Origin of the sequence: Burkholderia humptydooensis, assembly GCF_001513745.1 — a bacterium.
Taxonomy (GTDB): Bacteria; Pseudomonadota; Gammaproteobacteria; order Burkholderiales; family Burkholderiaceae; genus Burkholderia; species Burkholderia humptydooensis.
Genome location: NZ_CP013380.1, coordinates 873,744 through 892,295, shown reverse-complemented (window position 1 = coordinate 892,295; position 18,552 = coordinate 873,744). Strand labels below are relative to the sequence as shown.

Annotated in this window: 18 protein-coding genes and 1 tRNA gene; 5 read left to right on the top strand and 14 right to left on the bottom strand. The window is 65.3% G+C overall.

Annotated features, from left to right (window positions below; genetic code table 11):
• From pal to AQ610_RS36740, 4 genes are all read left to right on the top strand, one after another.
• Complete coding sequence (gene pal, locus AQ610_RS04080) at nucleotides 1–513, top strand: peptidoglycan-associated lipoprotein Pal (RefSeq protein WP_006025427.1); 513 nt, start codon at nucleotides 1–3, stop codon at nucleotides 511–513.
• Nucleotides 514–532: 19 nt separating this feature from the next.
• Nucleotides 533–1,282: a tol-pal system protein YbgF gene (gene ybgF, locus AQ610_RS04075; protein ID WP_006025426.1), complete on the top strand. Its 750-nt coding sequence runs from the start codon at nucleotides 533–535 to the stop codon at nucleotides 1,280–1,282.
• 69 nt (nucleotides 1,283–1,351) lie between these two features.
• Nucleotides 1,352–1,427: transfer RNA gene (locus AQ610_RS04070), tRNA-Lys, on the top strand.
• Between the two features lie 445 nt (nucleotides 1,428–1,872).
• Nucleotides 1,873–2,031: a hypothetical protein gene (locus tag AQ610_RS36740; RefSeq protein WP_162486737.1), complete on the top strand. Its 159-nt coding sequence runs from the start codon at nucleotides 1,873–1,875 to the stop codon at nucleotides 2,029–2,031.
• 305 nt (nucleotides 2,032–2,336) lie between these two features.
• Here AQ610_RS36740 and AQ610_RS04065 read toward each other — a convergent pair whose 3' ends face one another.
• The gene (locus tag AQ610_RS04065; RefSeq protein ID WP_006025425.1) at nucleotides 2,337–2,570 is read right to left on the bottom strand and encodes a flagellar transcriptional regulator FlhD; all 234 of its coding nucleotides are present in this window, start codon (nucleotides 2,568–2,570) and stop codon (nucleotides 2,337–2,339) included.
• Between the two features lie 429 nt (nucleotides 2,571–2,999).
• Nucleotides 3,000–4,220, bottom strand: coding sequence for an ISL3 family transposase (locus tag AQ610_RS04060; protein WP_059213552.1), 1,221 nt, complete (start codon nucleotides 4,218–4,220; stop codon nucleotides 3,000–3,002).
• A 380-nt stretch (nucleotides 4,221–4,600) separates the two neighbouring features.
• On the opposite strand from AQ610_RS04060, the gene galU reads away from it, so the two are divergent.
• Nucleotides 4,601–5,485 (top strand): UTP--glucose-1-phosphate uridylyltransferase GalU, encoded by an 885-nt coding sequence (gene galU / locus AQ610_RS04055; RefSeq protein ID WP_006025422.1) that lies wholly within the window; start codon nucleotides 4,601–4,603, stop codon nucleotides 5,483–5,485.
• Nucleotides 5,486–5,667: 182 nt separating this feature from the next.
• Here galU and AQ610_RS04050 read toward each other — a convergent pair whose 3' ends face one another.
• From AQ610_RS04050 to AQ610_RS03995, 12 genes are all read right to left on the bottom strand, one after another.
• The gene (locus AQ610_RS04050) at nucleotides 5,668–6,603 is read right to left on the bottom strand and encodes a KpsF/GutQ family sugar-phosphate isomerase (RefSeq protein ID WP_009913449.1); all 936 of its coding nucleotides are present in this window, start codon (nucleotides 6,601–6,603) and stop codon (nucleotides 5,668–5,670) included.
• 38 nt (nucleotides 6,604–6,641) lie between these two features.
• A complete protein-coding gene (locus tag AQ610_RS04045) occupies nucleotides 6,642–7,193 on the bottom strand; it encodes a KdsC family phosphatase (protein ID WP_006025420.1) in 552 nt (183 codons plus the stop codon).
• Nucleotides 7,190–8,035, bottom strand: coding sequence for a 3-deoxy-8-phosphooctulonate synthase (gene kdsA / locus AQ610_RS04040; protein WP_006025419.1), 846 nt, complete (start codon nucleotides 8,033–8,035; stop codon nucleotides 7,190–7,192). The genes AQ610_RS04045 and kdsA overlap by 4 nt, the downstream gene beginning before the upstream one ends.
• Before the next feature lie 82 nt (nucleotides 8,036–8,117).
• Nucleotides 8,118–9,305, bottom strand: coding sequence for a glycosyltransferase (locus tag AQ610_RS04035; RefSeq protein WP_006025418.1), 1,188 nt, complete (start codon nucleotides 9,303–9,305; stop codon nucleotides 8,118–8,120).
• Nucleotides 9,302–10,246, bottom strand: coding sequence for a glycosyltransferase (locus tag AQ610_RS04030; protein WP_006025417.1), 945 nt, complete (start codon nucleotides 10,244–10,246; stop codon nucleotides 9,302–9,304). Before AQ610_RS04030 ends, AQ610_RS04035 begins: the two co-directional genes overlap by 4 nt.
• A complete protein-coding gene (locus tag AQ610_RS04025; protein WP_006025416.1) occupies nucleotides 10,243–10,773 on the bottom strand; it encodes a serine O-acetyltransferase in 531 nt (176 codons plus the stop codon). The genes AQ610_RS04030 and AQ610_RS04025 overlap by 4 nt, the downstream gene beginning before the upstream one ends.
• Nucleotide 10,774: 1 nt before the next feature.
• Nucleotides 10,775–11,971, bottom strand: coding sequence for a capsular polysaccharide export protein, LipB/KpsS family (locus tag AQ610_RS04020; protein WP_006025415.1), 1,197 nt, complete (start codon nucleotides 11,969–11,971; stop codon nucleotides 10,775–10,777).
• Between the two features lie 32 nt (nucleotides 11,972–12,003).
• A complete protein-coding gene (locus AQ610_RS04015) occupies nucleotides 12,004–13,248 on the bottom strand; it encodes an oligosaccharide flippase family protein (RefSeq protein ID WP_006025414.1) in 1,245 nt (414 codons plus the stop codon).
• A gap of 90 nt (nucleotides 13,249–13,338) precedes the next feature.
• Nucleotides 13,339–15,579: a polysaccharide biosynthesis tyrosine autokinase gene (locus AQ610_RS04010; protein ID WP_006025413.1), complete on the bottom strand. Its 2,241-nt coding sequence runs from the start codon at nucleotides 15,577–15,579 to the stop codon at nucleotides 13,339–13,341.
• Between the two features lie 41 nt (nucleotides 15,580–15,620).
• Entirely contained in the window at nucleotides 15,621–16,055 is a 435-nt protein-coding gene (locus AQ610_RS04005) for a low molecular weight protein-tyrosine-phosphatase (protein ID WP_006025412.1), read from the bottom strand.
• A complete protein-coding gene (locus AQ610_RS04000; RefSeq protein WP_009913450.1) occupies nucleotides 16,052–17,254 on the bottom strand; it encodes a polysaccharide biosynthesis/export family protein in 1,203 nt (400 codons plus the stop codon). The genes AQ610_RS04005 and AQ610_RS04000 overlap by 4 nt, the downstream gene beginning before the upstream one ends.
• Before the next feature lie 64 nt (nucleotides 17,255–17,318).
• Nucleotides 17,319–18,386 carry a sugar transferase gene (locus tag AQ610_RS03995; protein WP_009913452.1) on the bottom strand — a complete coding sequence of 356 codons (1,068 nt, stop codon included), beginning with the start codon at nucleotides 18,384–18,386 and terminating at the stop codon, nucleotides 17,319–17,321.
• Nucleotides 18,387–18,552: the final 166 nt, after the last annotated feature.

Genomic DNA, 18,552 nt, shown 5'->3' with positions numbered 1-18,552 from the left:
ATGATGTCGAAGAAACTTCGTCTGGCGTTCGCGATGCTGATGATCGGCGCGCTCGCCGCATGTAAGTCGGGCGTGAAGCTCGACGAGCACGCGAACCAGGGCGGCGCGGTCAGCACGCAACCGAATCCCGAAAACGTCGCGCAAGTGACCGTCGATCCGCTGAACGATCCGAACAGCCCGCTCGCGAAGCGCAGCGTGTACTTCGATTTCGACAGCTACTCGGTGCAGGACCAGTATCAGTCACTGCTGCAGCAACACGCGCAATACCTGAAGAGCCATCCGCAGCGCCACATCCTGATCCAGGGCAACACCGACGAGCGCGGCACGAGCGAGTACAACCTCGCGCTCGGCCAGAAGCGTGCGGAAGCGGTACGTCGCGCGCTGTCGCTGCTCGGCGTCGGAGATGCGCAGATGGAAGCCGTGAGCCTCGGCAAGGAGAAGCCGGTCGCGCTTGGCCACGACGAAGCGTCGTGGGCGCAGAACCGCCGCGCAGACCTCGTCTATCAACAGTAAGTAACGGAAGAATCGCTGTATGACGCACCGTTTTTCCTGGCTGCGCACGGCCGCCGCGCTGTGCGTGGCAGGTGCGGCCCTCGCGGCCGCGCCGGCGCACGCAGGCCTCTTCGATGACGACGAGGCACGCCGTGCGGTGCTCGACTTGCGCAGCAAATCCGACAGCCTCGCGAACCAGCTCGGCGCCGCGCAACGCACGATCCTCGATCAGACCAACCGCCTCGACCAGTTGAACCAGCAGGTCGCGACGCTGCGCGGCGAGAACGAGGATCTGACGAACCGCCTGACGACGCTCGAGCGTCAACAGAAGGAGTACTACACCGATCTCGATGCGCGGCTCAAAAAATTCGAGCCGCAGAAGACGACGGTGGATGGCGTCGAAGGCACGGTGCAGCCGGGTGAAACGGACGCGTTCAACGCGGCGTCGCAGCAGTTCCGCAACGGTAACTTCAAAGGCGCCGCGGCTTCGTTCCGCGCGTTCATCGCCAAGTACCCGCAAAGCCCCTATCAGCCGACCGCGCAATACTGGCTCGGCAACGCGCAGTACGCGCTGCGCGACTACAAGGGGTCGACGGCGACGTGGCAAGGCATCGTGAAGAACTATCCGCAGCATCCCCGCGCGGCGGATGCGCTGATCGCGATCGGCACCAATCAGTTCGAACAAGGCCAGAAGGCAGCCGCGAAGAAGACTTTCGAGCAGGTCGTGTCGCAGTTCCCCGGCTCGAATGCGGCTGAAACAGCACAGAGCAAGCTGGACGCGATCAAGTGACGGCGTGCGACGCGGCCGATCGATGGGTTGACATCCCCACCGGGCGGCCGCTATAATTTTGCCTCTTTTGGGTCGTTAGCTCAGCTGGTAGAGCAGCGGACTTTTAATCCGTTGGTCACTGGTTCGAATCCAGTACGGCCTACCAAAGACATCGAGGGCCTGGCGTTCGCGCCGGGCCCTTTTCGTGTCTGCGTCGTCTGTGCCGAGGCGAGGCGTCAGCAACGCCCGATGATGCACATCGCCCCCGCGACATCGACGACAAGCAACGCAAGGCAAACTGCGCCGCTTCACGTCCGCCTCGCATCATCAAGCAGCGTCAACGGGCGCGCGCACTGTCGCCCCGATCCACATCGCCGCAAACGCCGGCGCGCCGCAACGAGATGCCCGCCCCATGAGCGAGGCGCAACTCGACACGTCGACACGGCGCGCTCGAACGGATCTCTGCTTCGCGCTCAACCGTCCCGCCCTTTCCGGTTCACATCGTCTCGATCGCAAACGTCGCCCGGCGTATGACATAAGCGGCCACGGCCAGCGCAAGCGCAATCAGCCCGCCTTCGATCAACGCGATACCTGCCGGCACGAATCGATTCATGTTCACTCGTCCCCCGCAGGGCATGACTGCCGTTCGATTGTTGCGCGGACTCTTGTGCGGCGAGCGCACCCACCGGCGCGATGCGATTCGATTTCAGCGGATCAACGCCGATCTCGACACTTCGATGCAATTGCGTCGATACGGTGACTATTCGTAGCCGGAGCTGCAATCGAAGTGCGAGCGACGGCGCGGCCATCGACGTTCGCAACGGATATGCGCACGAGCGACTTCACGGCCGAAGCGTGGGGACTGGCTGAGGGCCATTTTTCGCGTATGGTCGCCCATCGATCGGGCAAGTCTCGGCGCGAGCAATCGCTCGCATCATGACCTACGCCATGCGAAGCGGCGAAATCGCGAACGATCGGGGCTGGCTGGGTTGCGAGCGCGCATGCACGTGCGCATTGGTGACACCCGACGAAGTCCCAGCGCAACCCCGGTTCTCCTTTCGCCGATCGAATCGGCTCACGCCCGCCCAGGCATCGCGTCGGCACGAAACTGGCAAACGAGTTCGCCGCCGTCCATGAGCCGTTCGAGTTGAGCCGGCGTCAACGTATCGAGCCAAATCGCCAACTCGTTCGAGATGCCAAGCATCGTCCGGGCACGTTCGTTGTCCTCGCACAGCAAACGTCGGGCGAGCCGGAGATACCGCCGATTGAATTCCGCAATCTCCTCGAGCACGTCTGTTTCTTCTTCCATGTCTGCCCCGTTTCGATGACGAACGCGTATGTCCGCAAACGTTCTCGCAAACGCGCTCGCCTGCCCGATGCACATTCGCCCGCGCAGACTAACGCATGCATGCCGCGCCCATCCGACATAATCCCGCCGCATTCCGCCAAATGACGATCCGCAAACGCACGCACGCCGCGCCATCACGCGCGCGAGCCTCACTGGCATCGACCGGGACGCCACGGGCGCCTCGTCTGTCTCGCATCGGCTCTCGATCCGCGATCGACTTGCAGTAGCCATCGGTCAATTGCTACGCCGAATCGGACAGAACGATAGGCGCGCTCGCGCGTCCGCCCTCATACTCGCTCCCGGCCAGCCGCTCCCCCCGAGCGGCGAACCTTCCGATCACTCGGAATTGGCCTGCCTGCGCGCGCCGTTGCGGGCGGGCCTTTTTTTGGTTCATCGCGGATTACCGGGGAACGCGGCGCGGATCTTGAGAAAGAAGTATTCCTCGTCGCGGTACCCGTAAGCCCGACGCTTGATGACCTTGATGGTGTTGTTGATGCCTTCGACGATGCTGGTATTAAGCGGATGTCGGCAGCGGGCCACGATTCCGTGCCAGTAACCCTGCAGGCGCTGCGCAAACAGTTGCAGCGCGGCAATTCCGCTTTGCCGGGCTTGCTCGATCCATTGTTCCCAGGCCTTTTCCGCCCAGGCAGGCTTGCGGTAGAACCAGAGCCGCTTGAGTTCGTCACGTAGCACGTAGACGCACAACAATGGCTGATTGGCGGCCAGCAGTTCCTTCAGATGCACGAACTGCTCGGGCTTCAGGTTGTGGCGGTTGCGCAGCAGCAACCAGCGGCTGGACTTCAGGACCTTCCGGGCCGGCCGGTCATGGCGCAACTGATTGGCCTGATCGACCCGTACCCGATCGATCACCTCACGCCCGTACTTGGCCACGACGTGGAACAGGTCGTAGACGACCTCAGCCTGCGGACACTGCGCTTTGATCTCCAACTCGTAGGCCGTGGTCATGTCGATGGCCACTGCTTCGATGCGCTCGGCAACACCCTGGGGAAGCTGTTCGAAGAAGGCTCTGGCCGTCTCGCGCGAGCGTCCCGCTCCAATCCAGAGCACTTGCCGACCAATCGGATCGACCACCACCGTGGCGTAGCGATGACCTTTATGGAGCGCGAACTCGTCCATCGCCAGATAGCGGATCGTCGACCAGTCAGGATCAGCCACACGCGCTCGCAAGCGCATCTTGTCGATCGATTTGACCGTGTGCCAGCCCAAATCGTAGAAGGCGGCGACCGCCTGCACGCTGGCCGCCTGCAGCAGTTTCTCGCAGGCCTTGGCAAATCGCTCCGTCACTCGCTGGTAACGGCCCAGCCACGCCAGTTTCTCCAGTCGCGGACCGCCGCAGCGTTCGCACCAGACTCGGCGGCGGGGGACGTGCAGTACCACCCGGTACTCGAACAGTGGCAGATCGCGCACCCGGCGAACCGTCGTCTCATGAATCTGCTGGCAGCGTGCACCGCACTGTTCGCAGTACATGACCTTGCTGACCGGCTTCAAATACAGCGACAGCGTACGGCCTTCTCCTTCCGGCCATTCCACCCCCTCTAACCGATAGCCGGTCCAGCAACCCAGTGCTTGAAGTGCCTTGCGATCGAGCAATTCTGCCTCCTGACCTCCTTAAAGTCAGGCGTCAGGTTACGCAATCGCCATCAAACCCTCCACGGTTTCCTGCGATGAACCCTTTTTTTCGCTCCAAGTTGGACGCGACGCGACGCGCTTACACCGAGCGCCGGGCGCGCTCATCGCAAACATCATCAATGTCCGCAGCTTTCTCTTCGCACGCGCGTCCATCGACGGTTGATCGAATCGGCATCGTGAGTAGCCTGTCCGATTGAACCTATATTTAGCGTAACCAAACAATTCAAACAGCCCTACCATCGCTTTACCGCGTGTGCATCGCCGGCATCGCTCATATTCAGTCACGCGCCGCCGGCTCGCACGCAAACGTTTAACGTCTTCGATGGAAGGTTCGACGCCCGATGCTGAAAGTCACAAAAGCCGTATTCCCCGTTGCCGGCCTCGGCACCCGCTTTCTGCCCGCGACGAAAGCGAGCCCGAAGGAAATGTTGCCGATCGTCGACAAGCCTCTGATTCAATATGCGGTCGAGGAAGCGATCGCCGCGGGCATCACCGAGATGATCTTCGTCACGGGCCGCAGCAAGCGCGCGATCGAGGATCATTTCGACAAATCGTATGAGATCGAGGCGGAGCTCGAAGCGCGCGGCAAGGAAAAGCTGCTGTCGCTCGTGCGCGGCATCAAGCCGCGTCACGTCGACTGCTTCTACGTGCGCCAGGCCGAAGCGCTCGGGCTCGGCCATGCGGTGCTATGCGCGGAGAAACTCGTCGGCGACAGCCCGTTCGCCGTCATCCTCGCGGACGACCTGCTCGACGGCCGCCCGCCCGTGTTGCGGCAGATGATCGACGTGTTCAATCACTATCACACGTCGGTCATCGGCGTCGAAGAGATCGCGCCGCAAGATTCGAAGTCGTATGGCGTGATCGACGGCAAGCGCTGGGAGGATGATCTCTTCAAGCTGTCGGGCATCGTCGAGAAGCCAGAGCCCGCCGCCGCGCCGTCGAATTTCGGTGTCGTCGGCCGCTATGTGCTCACACCGCGCATCTTCGATCATCTGCGCGCGCTCAAGCCCGGCGCCGGCGGAGAACTGCAATTGACCGACGCGCTGCAATCGCTGCTGAAGGACGAGCAAGTGCTCGCGCATCGTTACGACGGCAGGCGCTTCGATTGCGGCAGCAAGATCGGCTATCTGAAGGCGACCGTCGAGTTCGCGCTGCGCCACCCGGAAGTCGCAACGGAATTCGAGCAGTATCTGAGCGAGCGCTTCCCGGAACTCGTCGCGGCGTAGCACGTCGCGCGCGCCATACGCGAACGGCGCATGCATGCGTGACGATACGCGGCATGCGTCGCTCGCGGCTGCCCGCGCAAGCGACGCGCGCGCGGTTCGTGCGCCGCCGGCATTCAACGAACAAACCGCGACGAGATGGAGGAACCGGCTTCGCACCGATTCGTCCGTCGCCCCGCATCCCCCTACTTCTTGAACACCCCGACGACGTCCCCGCCGTCGAATACGAGCAGCGCGTTGATGCGTCGCGTCTCCATCATCAGCAACGCATCTTCTACGCGCGTGCCGAGCGGCACCATCGCCGGATCCTTCGACATCAGGTCCGACGCGGTGCGCCGGAACAGCGTGTCCCCATGCGCCTCGACTGCGCGGCGGATGTCGCCGTCGGTAACGATCCCGAAGCCCACTTCGCGCCGCACGATCGCGAGCCCGAGCCGGCCCCGCGTCATCGCCTGCAGCACGTCGATCGCCGGCGCGCGTTCGTCGACGAACGGCAGATCGTCGGCGGCCATTTCGTCGTCGACCTTCGACAACAGACGCCGGCCGAGCGAGCCGCCCGGATGGAAGCGCGCGAAGTTCTCCGGGCGAAAGCCGCGTGCCTTCATCAGCGTGACGGCAAGCGCATCGCCCATCGCGAGCGCTGCGGTGGTCGACGACGTCGGCGCGAGCTGAAGCGGACACGCTTCCTGCTCGACGCCGGCGTCGAGATGACTGTGCGCCGCCTGCGCGAGCGTCGATCGCGCATTGCCCGTCAACGCGACGAGATAATTCCGGTTGCTCTTCAGAAACGGAATCAACTTGATCACTTCGTCGGTCTCGCCCGAGTACGAGATCGCGAGAAACGTGTCGGCCGACGTCACCATGCCGAGATCGCCGTGATATGCCTCGCCCGGATGCATGAAAAAGCTCGGCGTTCCGGTGCTCGCGAGCGTCGCCGCAATCTTTCGTCCGATGATCCCGGATTTGCCCATGCCGCAGACGACCACACGGCCGCTCGAGCGCAGGATCGCGTCGACCGCGTCGCCGAACGATTCGTCGACGCGCGCGGAGAGACCCGCGAGCGCGCGCGATTCGATGTCGAAGACTTGCCGTGCGGAATCGAGATAGTTGTGATGGTTCATCTGGGAGCCGTCCACGGCGATGAAGATGTGTTGGGATGTCATTGGGCAGCGGCATGCCGAGCCCATTGATCGAGCAGCGGCCGATACGCGTCGCCGAGCGACAGCCCCGAGCGCAACAGCACGTGCTCGGCGACTTCGCGCGCCACGCCCTCGCCGCCCCCGCGCGACACGACATAATCGACGCGCCGCTTGACGAGCGCGTGCGCGTCGACGGGCGCATACGAGACGCCGACCGAATCGATCACGGGCAGATCATTCACGTCGTCGCCGACGTACGCGATCGCATCGTCGGCGAGCGTCTCTTCCGACTTGATGCGCGCGTAGCCGGCGCGCTTGTCGTCGCAGCCCGACACGAACACGTCGAAGCCGAGCTGCCGCGCGCGCCATGCGAGCGCCTCGCTGTGACGCCCCGACAGAATGCCGCTGCGAATGCCGTGCGCGCGCAGCAGCGCAACCGCAATGCCGTCCTTCGCATGGAAGCTCTTGATGAACTCGCCGTCGCCCGTCACATGCAGCCGGCCGTCGGTCAGCACGCCGTCGACGTCGAACAGCACGAGCCGAATCGCGCCGCGATAGGCGGACGCGCTCATCGGATATCGAGCGCCGGCATGCGCTTGACGAGATCGTCGATCGCCTTCATCTGCGACAGGAAGCCTTCGAGCAGATGCAACGGCAGCGCGCTCGGCCCGTCGCAGCGCGCGCGGTCGGGATCGGGATGCGCTTCGAGAAAGAGCCCGGCGATGCCGACCGCGACACCCGCTCGCGCGAGATCGAGCACTTGCCGGCGTCGGCCACCCGACGCATCGCCGAGCGGATCGCGGCATTGCAGGCTGTGCGTGACGTCGAAGATCACCGGGCAGCCGCCCGTCGTCTCGGCCATCTGCCGGAAGCCGAGCATGTCGACGACGAGATTGTCGTAACCGAACGAGCTGCCGCGCTCGCACAGAATCACGCGATCGTTGCCGACCTCGCGGCATTTCGACACCACGTGCTTCAATTGCGTCGGGCTCATGAACTGCGGCTTCTTCACGTTCACCGGCTTGCCCGTCTTCGCGATCGCGACGACGAGATCGGTCTGGCGCGCGAGGAACGCGGGCACCTGCAGCACATCGGCGACTTCGGCGACGGGCGTCGCCTGTTCGATCTCGTGCACGTCGGTGATCACCGGCACGCCGAAGCGCGCCTTCACCTCGGCGAAGATCTTCAGGCCTTCGTCGAGCCCGACGCCGCGGTACGAATGAATCGACGAGCGGTTCGCCTTGTCGAACGACGCCTTGAACACGAACGGAATGCCGAGCTTGCGCGTCACCGCGACGTATTCGCTGCACACGTCGAGCGTGAAGTCGAGACTCTCGAGCACGTTGACTCCGCCGAACAGCACGAAAGGCAGGCCGTTGCCGGCCGTGACGCCGGGGCTGATTGCTACGTTCATAGGTCAAATCTCCAAATGGACCGTCCCGTGCGCGCTGCGCACCGATTCCATGCGGCGGGCTCGCGCTCGGGACGGCGAATCCTCATGATGGGCGCGCGAGCCGCGACGCATAGACCCGCGCCAGTTGCCGGAAAAAACGTTCTTCGCCGAAGCGCTCGCGGGCTTCCCTTCTCGCCGCGCTCGCGAGCCGCGCGCGCAGCGCGGCATCGCGGTCGATCGACGCGAGCAGATCGACCGCGTCGTCCGCGCCGCGAAATATCGCGCCAGTTTGCAGGTGCCGGATGACGTCGACGTTTCCCGCGCACGCCGACGCGACGACGGGCAAGCCGAGCAGCATCGCCTCGATGACCGACACGGGCATGCCCTCCCACGACGACGTCGACAAATATACGTCCATGCGCCGCAATCGCGCGACGACTTCGGTGCGGCCAAGCCAGCCGGCGACCTCGACGCCGGCTTCGCGCAATTGCGCCTTGAGCGCGGCATCGCCGTCGCCAATCCACGTGAAGCGCATGCGCGAGCCGCGCAGGCGGCGCGCGATCTCGGCAAAGAGCTGCGGATTCTTCTGCACGCGAATGCCGCCGACCGTCACGATCCGAAATACCGGCTCGCGCGCGTCTTCCTGCTCGTCGGCGGCGGGCGCGGGCATCGCGCCGACTGCGTTCTCGACCACGACCACCGGCTGCCGCAAATGCGCGCGCACCGCGTCGCGCTCGCTATCCGAGCATGCGACGTAGAGACACCGCTTCACGCACGCGATCCGTTCGAGCGCGACGAACGCCGAACGCTTGAGCGCCGAAACGTCGCGGCGCATGAACGAGATGCAGTGCGGGCTGTAGAAGAACGCCGCATCGCGCAATGCGAACAGCGACGCGATTCTTCCGAGGAATCCCGCAAACGACGAATGCAGATGCACGATGTCCGGCCCGATGCCGATCAACGTGCGTCGCAGTTCGAGCAACATCGGCAGCAGCGGCACGCCCTTCATCTGGATGTGGCGCAGCTTGACCGTCGCATCGAACAGCGCGTGAAAGTCCGCGGGTGTGTCGGGCCGAAGCGAATGAATGACGTGCACGTCGTGTCCGTCGCGCGCAAGACGGTTCGCGATCAGGCATGCCATCGATAACGTGCCCGTCGCGCTCGATTCGAGGATCTGCACGATCTTCATTCGCGCATGGCCGTCGGCCTTTGCGTTGGTCTTTGCGAAGACCTTCGAATCGCCCTTCGACCGTGCATCGCGTCCCCGCATGCCGACGCCATCGATCGTCATCGCGCACCTCGCATCGACGAAACCGCCTCGAGACGGGCGAGCACGCCCGATTGCGCGATCACGGCCGTCCATCCGAGACGCCTCAGCCGCGCGGGATCGTTACTTTCCGCGCGCAGTTGCGCGAGCGGCAGCAGCTCGTCGAATATCGACGCGCCCGTGACGTGCGAGCGGATGCCAAGCGCCTTCACAGCGTCGACATTCGACGGCGCGTCGTTGCAGACGATCTTCTTGCCGAGCGCCGCGTATTCGAGCAGCTTCGTCGGCGTCTGAAAGCAGTGCGGGCGGTGGTACGGGAAATAGCAGACCGCATAGTCGGAGCGCAGCACGATCCTGAGCGCGTCGCGCTGCGGCACGCGCCCGACGAATGTGATGCCGTCGACATGCCGGAACGCGTCGTGAATTTCCGGCTCCGGCTGCCCGACGAGCACGAGCGTGTCGCGCATCGTGCGCGGCGCGGCGCGATACGCGGCCAGCACCTTGTGGAAGCCTCGCTCGCGGCTCATCTCGCCGATATAGCAGAACCGGCCGGCCGGACCTTCGCCCGCCGGTTCGTTCGCGATCCCGAAGATCCAGTCCGGCACGCCCATCGGCAGCAGCAGCGACGGTGTCCCGTCACGGAACGCCATCGCGTCGCGCATCCGCTCGTTCTGGAAGATCCGCAGATCCGGCTTCGCGTTCAGCGCGCGCTTGATCGAGTCCTTGATCGCCGCGAGCCTGCCGACCGACAGCGACCGGTAGTCGTGAATCACGAACCGCGCAGGCGGCAGCGATCGATAAAAACCCATGATGCACCACAGGATGCAGTCGCCTCGGCCGTCGAGCTTCGCATACGCGCTCGCGTCGCCATCATGGACGTCGAAGCCGCGCTGGCCGAGAAAATCGCGATATGCGGCGATTTCCGGGTAATTCGCCTTCCCCGGATGGAGGATGAATACTTTCATGCAGCGCTTTTCTCCTTGTCCAGCACGCGCGCCGGCACGCCCACCGCGACGCCGCCGTCCGGCACGTCCCGCAGCAGCACGGCGCCCGCGCCGATGCGCGCGCGATGGCCGATCCGAATCTCGCCGAGCGCGACGCTGTGCGCGCCGAACTCGACGTCGTCGCCGACGGACGGCACGCCGCTATAGGTGCCGTCCGGCCGCAGCGTGTTGCCGATCGTCACGCCGTGCCGCACCACGCAGCGCTCGCCGATCTCGCAATAGCCGTTGATGACGAGCCCCGTGCCGTGATACAGCGTGAGGCCCTTGCCGATTCTCGTCTTGACCGGAATCTCGATGCCCATGATCCAGTCGCAGACGACGATGTAGAGCGCGATCACCGGCGCGCCGAGCGCGAGCGTCAGCTTGCTGCGGCACGCGAGATAGTTCGCGATCCGGAAGAACACGACGACGCAGCGCGTCTTGAAGAACGCGTTGCGCCTGCAATCCTCGGCGATCGCGTCGATTGTCTGTTTCAGCGTCGTGCGCATGTCAGTGCTTCATCGAAAATACGTTTCTCGCGGCACGCGGCGCGATGTCCTCCTTGCCGAAGTAATCGATGCCGTCGATCAGAAACGCATGAATGTACTTGAGCAGCCTCGCGCGATCGAACTCCTTGTAGAAGCAGCGGCCGAGCGACATGACCGGCTTGCCGTACAGCAGCGCCTCCAGGCCGACCGTCGAATTGATCGTGACGACTGAATGCGCGTGCTTGATCAGATCGGTGGTCGGCGACGTGACGAGGTCGAAGTGATAGACCCGCTGCATCCGCACCACCTCGTCGATCACCGCCGTGTCGCACTCGGCCGGATGCAGCTTGACGATCAGGTCCGCGCTCTCGTTCGCCGCGTGCTCGAACGCGAGATGGATCGCCTTCAGGTTGTCGACGTCCGAATGCAGCTTGATCTGCGTATCGCCCGACACCTGCAGCGGCAGGAACACGTAGCGCAGCGCCGTCAGCTCCTTCACCGTCAGCGCTTTCGCCTGCGTCGGCGCACTCGCGCCGTTCGTCGCGCGCACCGTGTTCAAACGTTTGCTCGCCACGCCCAGCGTAGCGAGCTTCAGCGCATAGTTGACGGCCGACACCGCCTTGCGCATCCACGACGTGCGCGACTGCGGCAGCGGCCTCGCCTTGTACTGCTCGTAGCGCGCGAGCCAGCGGCGATGCTCGTCCTCGGTCGGCATCGGCAAGCCGTCGATGACGGCCGGATTGCGGCTGATCGACGACAGCGCGTTGACGCCGAGCCGGTCGACGAACAGCTTGTCCGGCAGGTTCGAGATCTCGACGAATTTCGTCGGGACCCCGTGCGCCGCGCACGCGTGCGCGACCGCCCGGCAAACGAGCTGCTGGCCGTTCCACATCAGGCACTGCGAGACGAGATGACGGCGGAACACGCCGCACATCGCGGCGAAGATCGCGGCCGCATCGGCGCGTGCAAGCTCGCCTGTCATCTGCCCGTTCAGCACCTCGATCGACGCATCGGAGCGAATCGCATCCGCCGCATCATGCGCGGCGGATGCGCTCGCGCCGCGCCGCAGATAGACCGATCGAAAACCCATGCTCAGCGCCATCAGGTGCGCGATCGGCTCGCTCGTCGCGAACAGAAAGTCGAACTCCTTCCTGACCGCCTTCACGAGCCGCGCGGCAAAGTAGTAACGCTCCATCGAATCGACGACGACGACAATCATGATCTGCGCTCAACGAAGAAATGGAAGAAACGTCATGCATCGGCGCGCCGACGCGACACGCTGCCGTTCATCACGCTGAATGTCAGCGCGATGCCGGCGATCATCAGCACGGCGCCCGAGAACGAAAACAGGCGCACGCTCGCGAGCACCGACAGCCCCGCGAGCTTCGCCGCGCACAACGCGCCGGCGAGCACGGCGCCGGCGCCGAGCTGAAACAGGAAATCGATGCGCTGCGCGCGCGCCGCGAGAAAGATCTGCGACAGCGGCACATAAATCATCTGGAATGCGAAGAGCGGGATCATGCACTGGAAGAACGCGATCGCGCCGCTCCAGCGCGCGCCGAAGAAAAGCGAGACGAGCGGGCCGAACAGCAGCACGCCGCCCGCCGCATAGCCCGCCGCGAGCAGCGCGAGCGAGCGCGCATACGTGCCGAACACCTTCGGCACCATCGCGTGCGCATCGTCTCTCGCCATCGCGGCCATCGCGTCGCGCCGGAATACGCCGCCCAGACTCTGTGCGATCAGCGACACGGGAAAGAAGCCGAGCCGATACGCGGCCGCGAAATAGCCGGCGCTCTGCGCATCGAACCAATGCGGAATCACGATCGCCAGCGCATAGGTCAGCACCGAGCCGCACAGCGTCGACGGCAGGATGTATTTCGCGAACCGGCTGTGCTCGACGAAGAACGCGCGCGTCACCGCGAACGAATAGCCGCGCCGCCCGCCGTGCAGCGCGACCGCGATCAGCATCAGCAGCGCGACCGACACCGTGACCGTCGTGTAGGCGTCGAACGTATCGACCGGTCCGAACTGCGCGCCGAACTTCGGCGCGAATGCCTCGGCGAGCAGGCAGACGAGAAACGATCCGTTGACGGCGATCCGGCTCGCGGCAATCCAGCCGTAGCGCCTCAGACTGTTCAGATAGCCGCCCGCCGCGAGCTGGACGAACACCGCGAACCCGTATGCGGCGACGACGTACAGGTCCGCGCGACCCGCGACGGAGATCGCCGCACAGCCCGCCGCGACCACGGCCGTGCCGAGCGCCGTCACATTGACGAACGCGTGGAACGAATCGGCCGGACTGTCGCTCACGCACGCCAGCTCGTAGCGGCACGCGAGCAGCGTGCCGGCGAACGTCGCCAACGCGAGCAGATAGTTGAAGTGGCCGAGCGCCTCCGGGCCCTGGAAGCGCCCGATCAGCGAAATGCAGCCGAAGAGCGCGATCTGCCCGGCGACGACGCCGCACAGCGACACGATCGAATCGCGGACGCGAATCATCGTCGCGCTCCCGCGTTCGCGCCCGCGCGCCGCTCGCCTGCCGGCGCAAGCGGGCGGCCGGCGCCGCGTCCGCCATCCCGCGTATCCTCGTCATGCATCGCGCTTCGCTCCGTATTCGTATGCGACGTAGCGATAGCCGCCGTACTTCGAGCCGTAACCGTACTGCCCGAGCCGCGGATTGATCCCGTTGAACACGATGCCGCTCAGACGCACGCCGTTCTGCGCGAGCCGCTTCGCGGATTCGGAAATCTCGCCGAGCTTCGTCGAGCCCGCGAGCGCGACGAGGAACGCGGTGCCCGCCGTCGCGGCGAGGATGCCCGTGTCGGCCACCGCGAGCACCGGCGGCGAATCGATCACGACGACGTCGTAGCGCTTCGAGAACGCGTCGATCAACTCCGGCACGCGCGCGTTGAGCAGCAGTTCCGCGGGGTTTTTCGGCATCGTGCCCGTCGAGATGAAATCGAGTCCGTCGATCACGTCGCGATGCAGCACGCCGTCCGGGTGCGCCGAGCCAGCGATCAGCTCGGAGAAGCCCTTGCCGCGCGCGAAGCCGAGATAGTCGTTCAGATGTCCTTTGCGAATGTCGCCGTCGATCAGCAGCACGCGCTTGCCCGCCATCGTCAGCACCGCGGCGAGATTCGCCGACACGAACGATTTGCCGACCCCCGGCGCGGGCCCCGCGATCACGACGACGTTGTTCTTCGCGTCGAGCATCGCGAACTGCAGCGCGGTGCGCAGGCTGCGCAGGCTCTCGACGGCCGGTTCGTCCGGATGCGCGACGGACAGCAGCGACAGCGCGCGCTCCTTGCGCTTCGCGCGCTCGGTCAGCGCCCGCTGCTCGTCGCTGCGCGGCACGGTCGCATAGACGTTCAAGCCGAGACGCCGCTCGATCTCGTTCGGATCGGAGATGCCGTGGAACAGCATCGAGCGGCCGACCGCCGTGCCGCAGCCTGCAAGCACGCCAAGCAGCAGCGACGCGAGCGCGACGAGCGCTTTCTTCGGCCTGACGGGCACTTCCGGCACCGCCGCCGTATCGACGAGCCGCACGTTGCCGACCTTGCCCGCGCGCACGAGCTGCAGTTGCTGCGTGTTGTTCAGCAGCGCCGTGTAGAGATCGGTATTGACCTTCACGTCGAGCATCAGCCGCACGAGCTGCTGCTGCAGATCCGGCAGCCGCTTGATCTGCTGCTCGGCCGTGCCGCGATAGCCGTCGAGCGCGGCGATCTGCTGATCGATCGCGATCACGCCCGGATGCTTCGGCGTGAAGCGCGACAGCAGCTCCTGCCGTTTTTGCTGCAGTTCGAGCAAGCGCGTCTTCGCATCGGCCGATTGCGCGAGCACGAGCTTCGCCTCTTCGGTCAGATCGACGGTGCCGTGCTCGTCGCGCAGTTTCGTGAGTCTCGATTCGGAATCGGTCAACTGCTGCTTGAGCGCCGGCAACTGTCCATTCAGGAACTCTAGCGATTGCGCGGCTTCCGCCGATTTGCGCTGGATGTTCTGCGCGACGTATTGCCGCCCGATTTCATTGAGCGCGCTGCTGACGAGGTCGGGGTCGGTGTCGCGCAGGCTCGCGACGACGACGTCGGACTGCTTGACGCGCTCCTGCACATCGAGGTTGTCCTGCAGATCCTCGATCGTTCGCAAACGGGAATTGCGCACGAGCACAAACGTCGCGCCAGGCCGCGCGTCGATCGCGTCGACGCGCAACGCGATCGCCCCGCCCTTCGCCGGAATGCGTTCGAGCCTGCCGACGACGCCCTCCGCACTGCGATCGAGATCGCCGCCGTCGAGCCGGTAGCGACGCGCATCGAGCATCGTCAGCTCGAACGTGTCGCCTTCCATCGGGCGCGGCACGTCGAATGTCGCGACGTCGATGCGCTCCTGGCCCCACGCGTAGCCGCCGAAGCCCGCGAAGCCCGGATTCGAGAGCCCGTCGCTGCGGCGCGCGAGCCAATTGCCGATCACCGGGAAGCGCTTCGGCTTCGCGTCGATGAAGAGTTTCAGATTGTCGACGGCGCGCGACACGACGAGCCGCGACGCGAGAATCTGCGTTTCGGCGGCCGCGGACGACTTCACGTCGAAGAGCGATGACACGTCGCCGAGCAGGCTCTTCGCGGCGGACGTATCGGGGCTGTCCTCGACCTGGATCAGGATGTCGGCCTGATAGACCGGCTTGCTGAGCACCGCATACGCGACGCCGACGATGAAACAGCCGAGCGCGATCGAGGCGATCAGCCAGCGGCCTTCGATCAGGATGTCGAGAACGGCGATGAAATCAGTGTCGCCTTCGCTGTCGGCAGGCGTCGACGCGCCGGTTGGATTGGGATTCATGGTTGGGGTCTTGGAGATTCGGTTCTACGTGTCGCGCGCGCTCACACGAGCCGCAGCCGCGACAGCCAGCCGTTCACGCCGAGCTCGAGGAGCCGCGCGGACCGCTCGAATACGAAGCGCGGTTGACGATAGGGATCGTGGACGTCGAAATTCTCGTGCTCGCCGATGCGGAACACCTTGCCGCGCGCGAGCGGATACCGTTCCTCGACGAGCCGCCGCTGAGCGCGGTCCATCACGAGAATCAGGTCCGCCGACGCGCACTGCGCGCGCCCGAGCTGCTGCGCGCGATGCGCGGACAGATCGATGCCGCGCTCGCGCATCACGCCCTGCGCGAACGGCGCGGCCGGCAGCCCGACGAGCGCGTTGAAGCCCGCCGACGCCACCGCGCGTCCCGGCAGCGCCGCCTCGAAAAGCGCGGCCGCCATCGGGCTGCGGCAGAGATTGCCCTCGCAGACGACGAGAATCGAGTCGATCATTTGGTCACGACCGCCGCGGTCAGGCCGGCATTGACGGCCGGCAGCAACAGGCTGAGCACGCGGCTGAACCGCACGAGCCCGTTGCCGTCGACATAGACGATGTCCTTCGGCTCCAGCTCGAACTGGTTCGCGAGCACCATCGCGACGGGCGAGCTCGCGTCGAGCCGATAGACGTGCGGCTTCGCGTCGAGCGAGCCGCGGATCACGTACAGTTGCGCGGCGTCGGCCGTCGCCGCGTTCAGGCTGCCCGCCTGCGACAGCGCATCGCTCAGCGTCAGGCGGCCGTTGCGCATCGGCAGCGCGGTGACGGGCTTGTTGACCTCGCCCATCACGAACACGCCGCTTTCGTCGCGCGGCGGGATGCGCAGCAGGTCGCCGTCCTTGAGCACGATCCGCGACGGACTAATCCCTTGTGCCGCGCCCGACAGATCGATCCGCTGCTCGGCGCCGTCGCGCACGAGCGTCACGCGGCTCTGGTCCGCGCTCGCCGAGAAGCCGCCCGCGCGACTCACCGCGTCGTACAGCGTCATCGGAATGTCGTTGAGCGCCTGCGAGCCGGGCGTATGCACTTCGCCCTCGATATAGACCTGCTTCGCACGGAACGACGCGATGCGCACCGTCACCTGCGGATCGCGGAACGTCTCCGCGAGCTTGCGCGCGAGCCGCGCCTGAACCTGCTCGGGCTTCAGGCCCGCGACCGCGATGCGCCCGACATACGGATACTGGAGCGTGCCGTCCTGATCGACGACGAAGCCCGCCGGCGCATCGGCCGCGCGCGCCGCCGTCTGCTGCTGCGTGCCGAGCGCCGCCGCGAGCTCGGGATGATCCCAGACCGTGATCTGCAGCACGTCGCCGCGCCCGACCGTATAGGCGGACGCCGGCAATCCGGAATCGGACGCACGGCGCGGCATCCGCTGCGCGTCGCGCTGCGTCCGGATCAGATTCAGGTCGATGTCCGTGATCGGAACCGGCAACTGCTCGCCGCGCGACTCGCGGCCGGCTTCGGCCGCCGCGCCCGCTACCGCGCTCGACACCGGCACGTTCGCCGGCTGCTTCATCCGCATGCCGGGCGCGACGCCGCACGCGCTCAATGTCGCGAATGCCGCGCACATCGGCACCCACATCGTCAACCAACGCACGCGCGCGCCGCACGTGCGTTTCGGCGGCACGACGCCGCCTGCTTCCCCCAGACTACCCATCTACACCTCTATCCATTTTCTAATTCTGGCCTGTTCCGGCCGCCGACCGACGTGCGGGGGGCGCTCAATACGCGCCCGATCCGCGCAGGACGACGTTGACCGTCTTCAACAGGATGGTCAGATCGCGACGAAGCGACCAATCCTTCACGTACGACACGTCGAGCGAAACCCGTGTCGCGTAACTGGTGTCGTTGCGGCCGCTCACTTGCCACAGGCCGGTCATGCCGGGCTTCGCGGCGAGGTAGTAGCGAACGTCGTCGCCGTAGCGCGCGAGTTCCGCCTCGACGATCGGCCGCGGCCCGACGAGGCTCATCTCGCCCCTCACGACGTTCATCAACTGCGGCAGCTCGTCGAGACTGCTTCGACGCAGGAAGCGGCCGATCGGCGTGATCCGCACGTCGTTCTTCAACTTGAATTCGCGCTCCCATTCCGCGCGCGCCTGCGGATCGCGCTCGAGCAGCGCCTTCAGCACGGCATCGGCGTTCATCACCATCGAGCGGAACTTCAGGCATTTGAACGGGCGGCCGTCGCGGCCGATGCGCACGTGTCCGAACACGGCCGGCCCGCCGTCGCGCCTCACGAGGAACGCGATGACGGCGAGCGCGGGCGACAGCACGGCGATCAGGCACGACGCGGCGGCAACGTCGAACGCGCGCTTGACGATCCGCTTCGCGATGCCCGACGTGCGCATGCGTTGCGCGACATGGCCCACCTGATCGAGCGTCGCGGCCTTCACTTGCCGGCTCGCGCGCTCGACGAGGCCGAAGATCGCGAGCGTGACAGCACGGAAGATCAAGAGCCCGATGCCGGTCGTCACGGTCCAGTAGACGAACCACGCGCTCGACAGGATCTGCGCGCGATGCAGCACGTACAGCAGCACGACGGTGCCGCCCTGCACGACGAGCCACGCAAGCGCGGTGCGGCTGATCAGGTGCACGGGCGAGCGCCGCCTGGACGTCTCGTAGATTCCGCACGCGGGGAAGACCGACAACGACAGCGCGGCGGCGAACGCCACCAGCGTGCCGTCGAAGATCTCGGCATGCGGGCCGCCCGATGCCTCGATCAGAATCGGAAGGAACGCGCCGAACACGATCACCGCAATGTCGACGACTCTGGGAAATATCGCTGGCATAAGTGAACCTCGATTGCGATTCGTCAATAATTTGCTTCGCACTTCTACATTCATGCCGGACACACTTCACGCGTTCGGCTTCTTCTCTCGCCACCTCATCTATGCATCGGAGTCCGAATCGGCTGATGTTCGACCGTCGTCGCTCAACGACGATCGAACGGCGCCC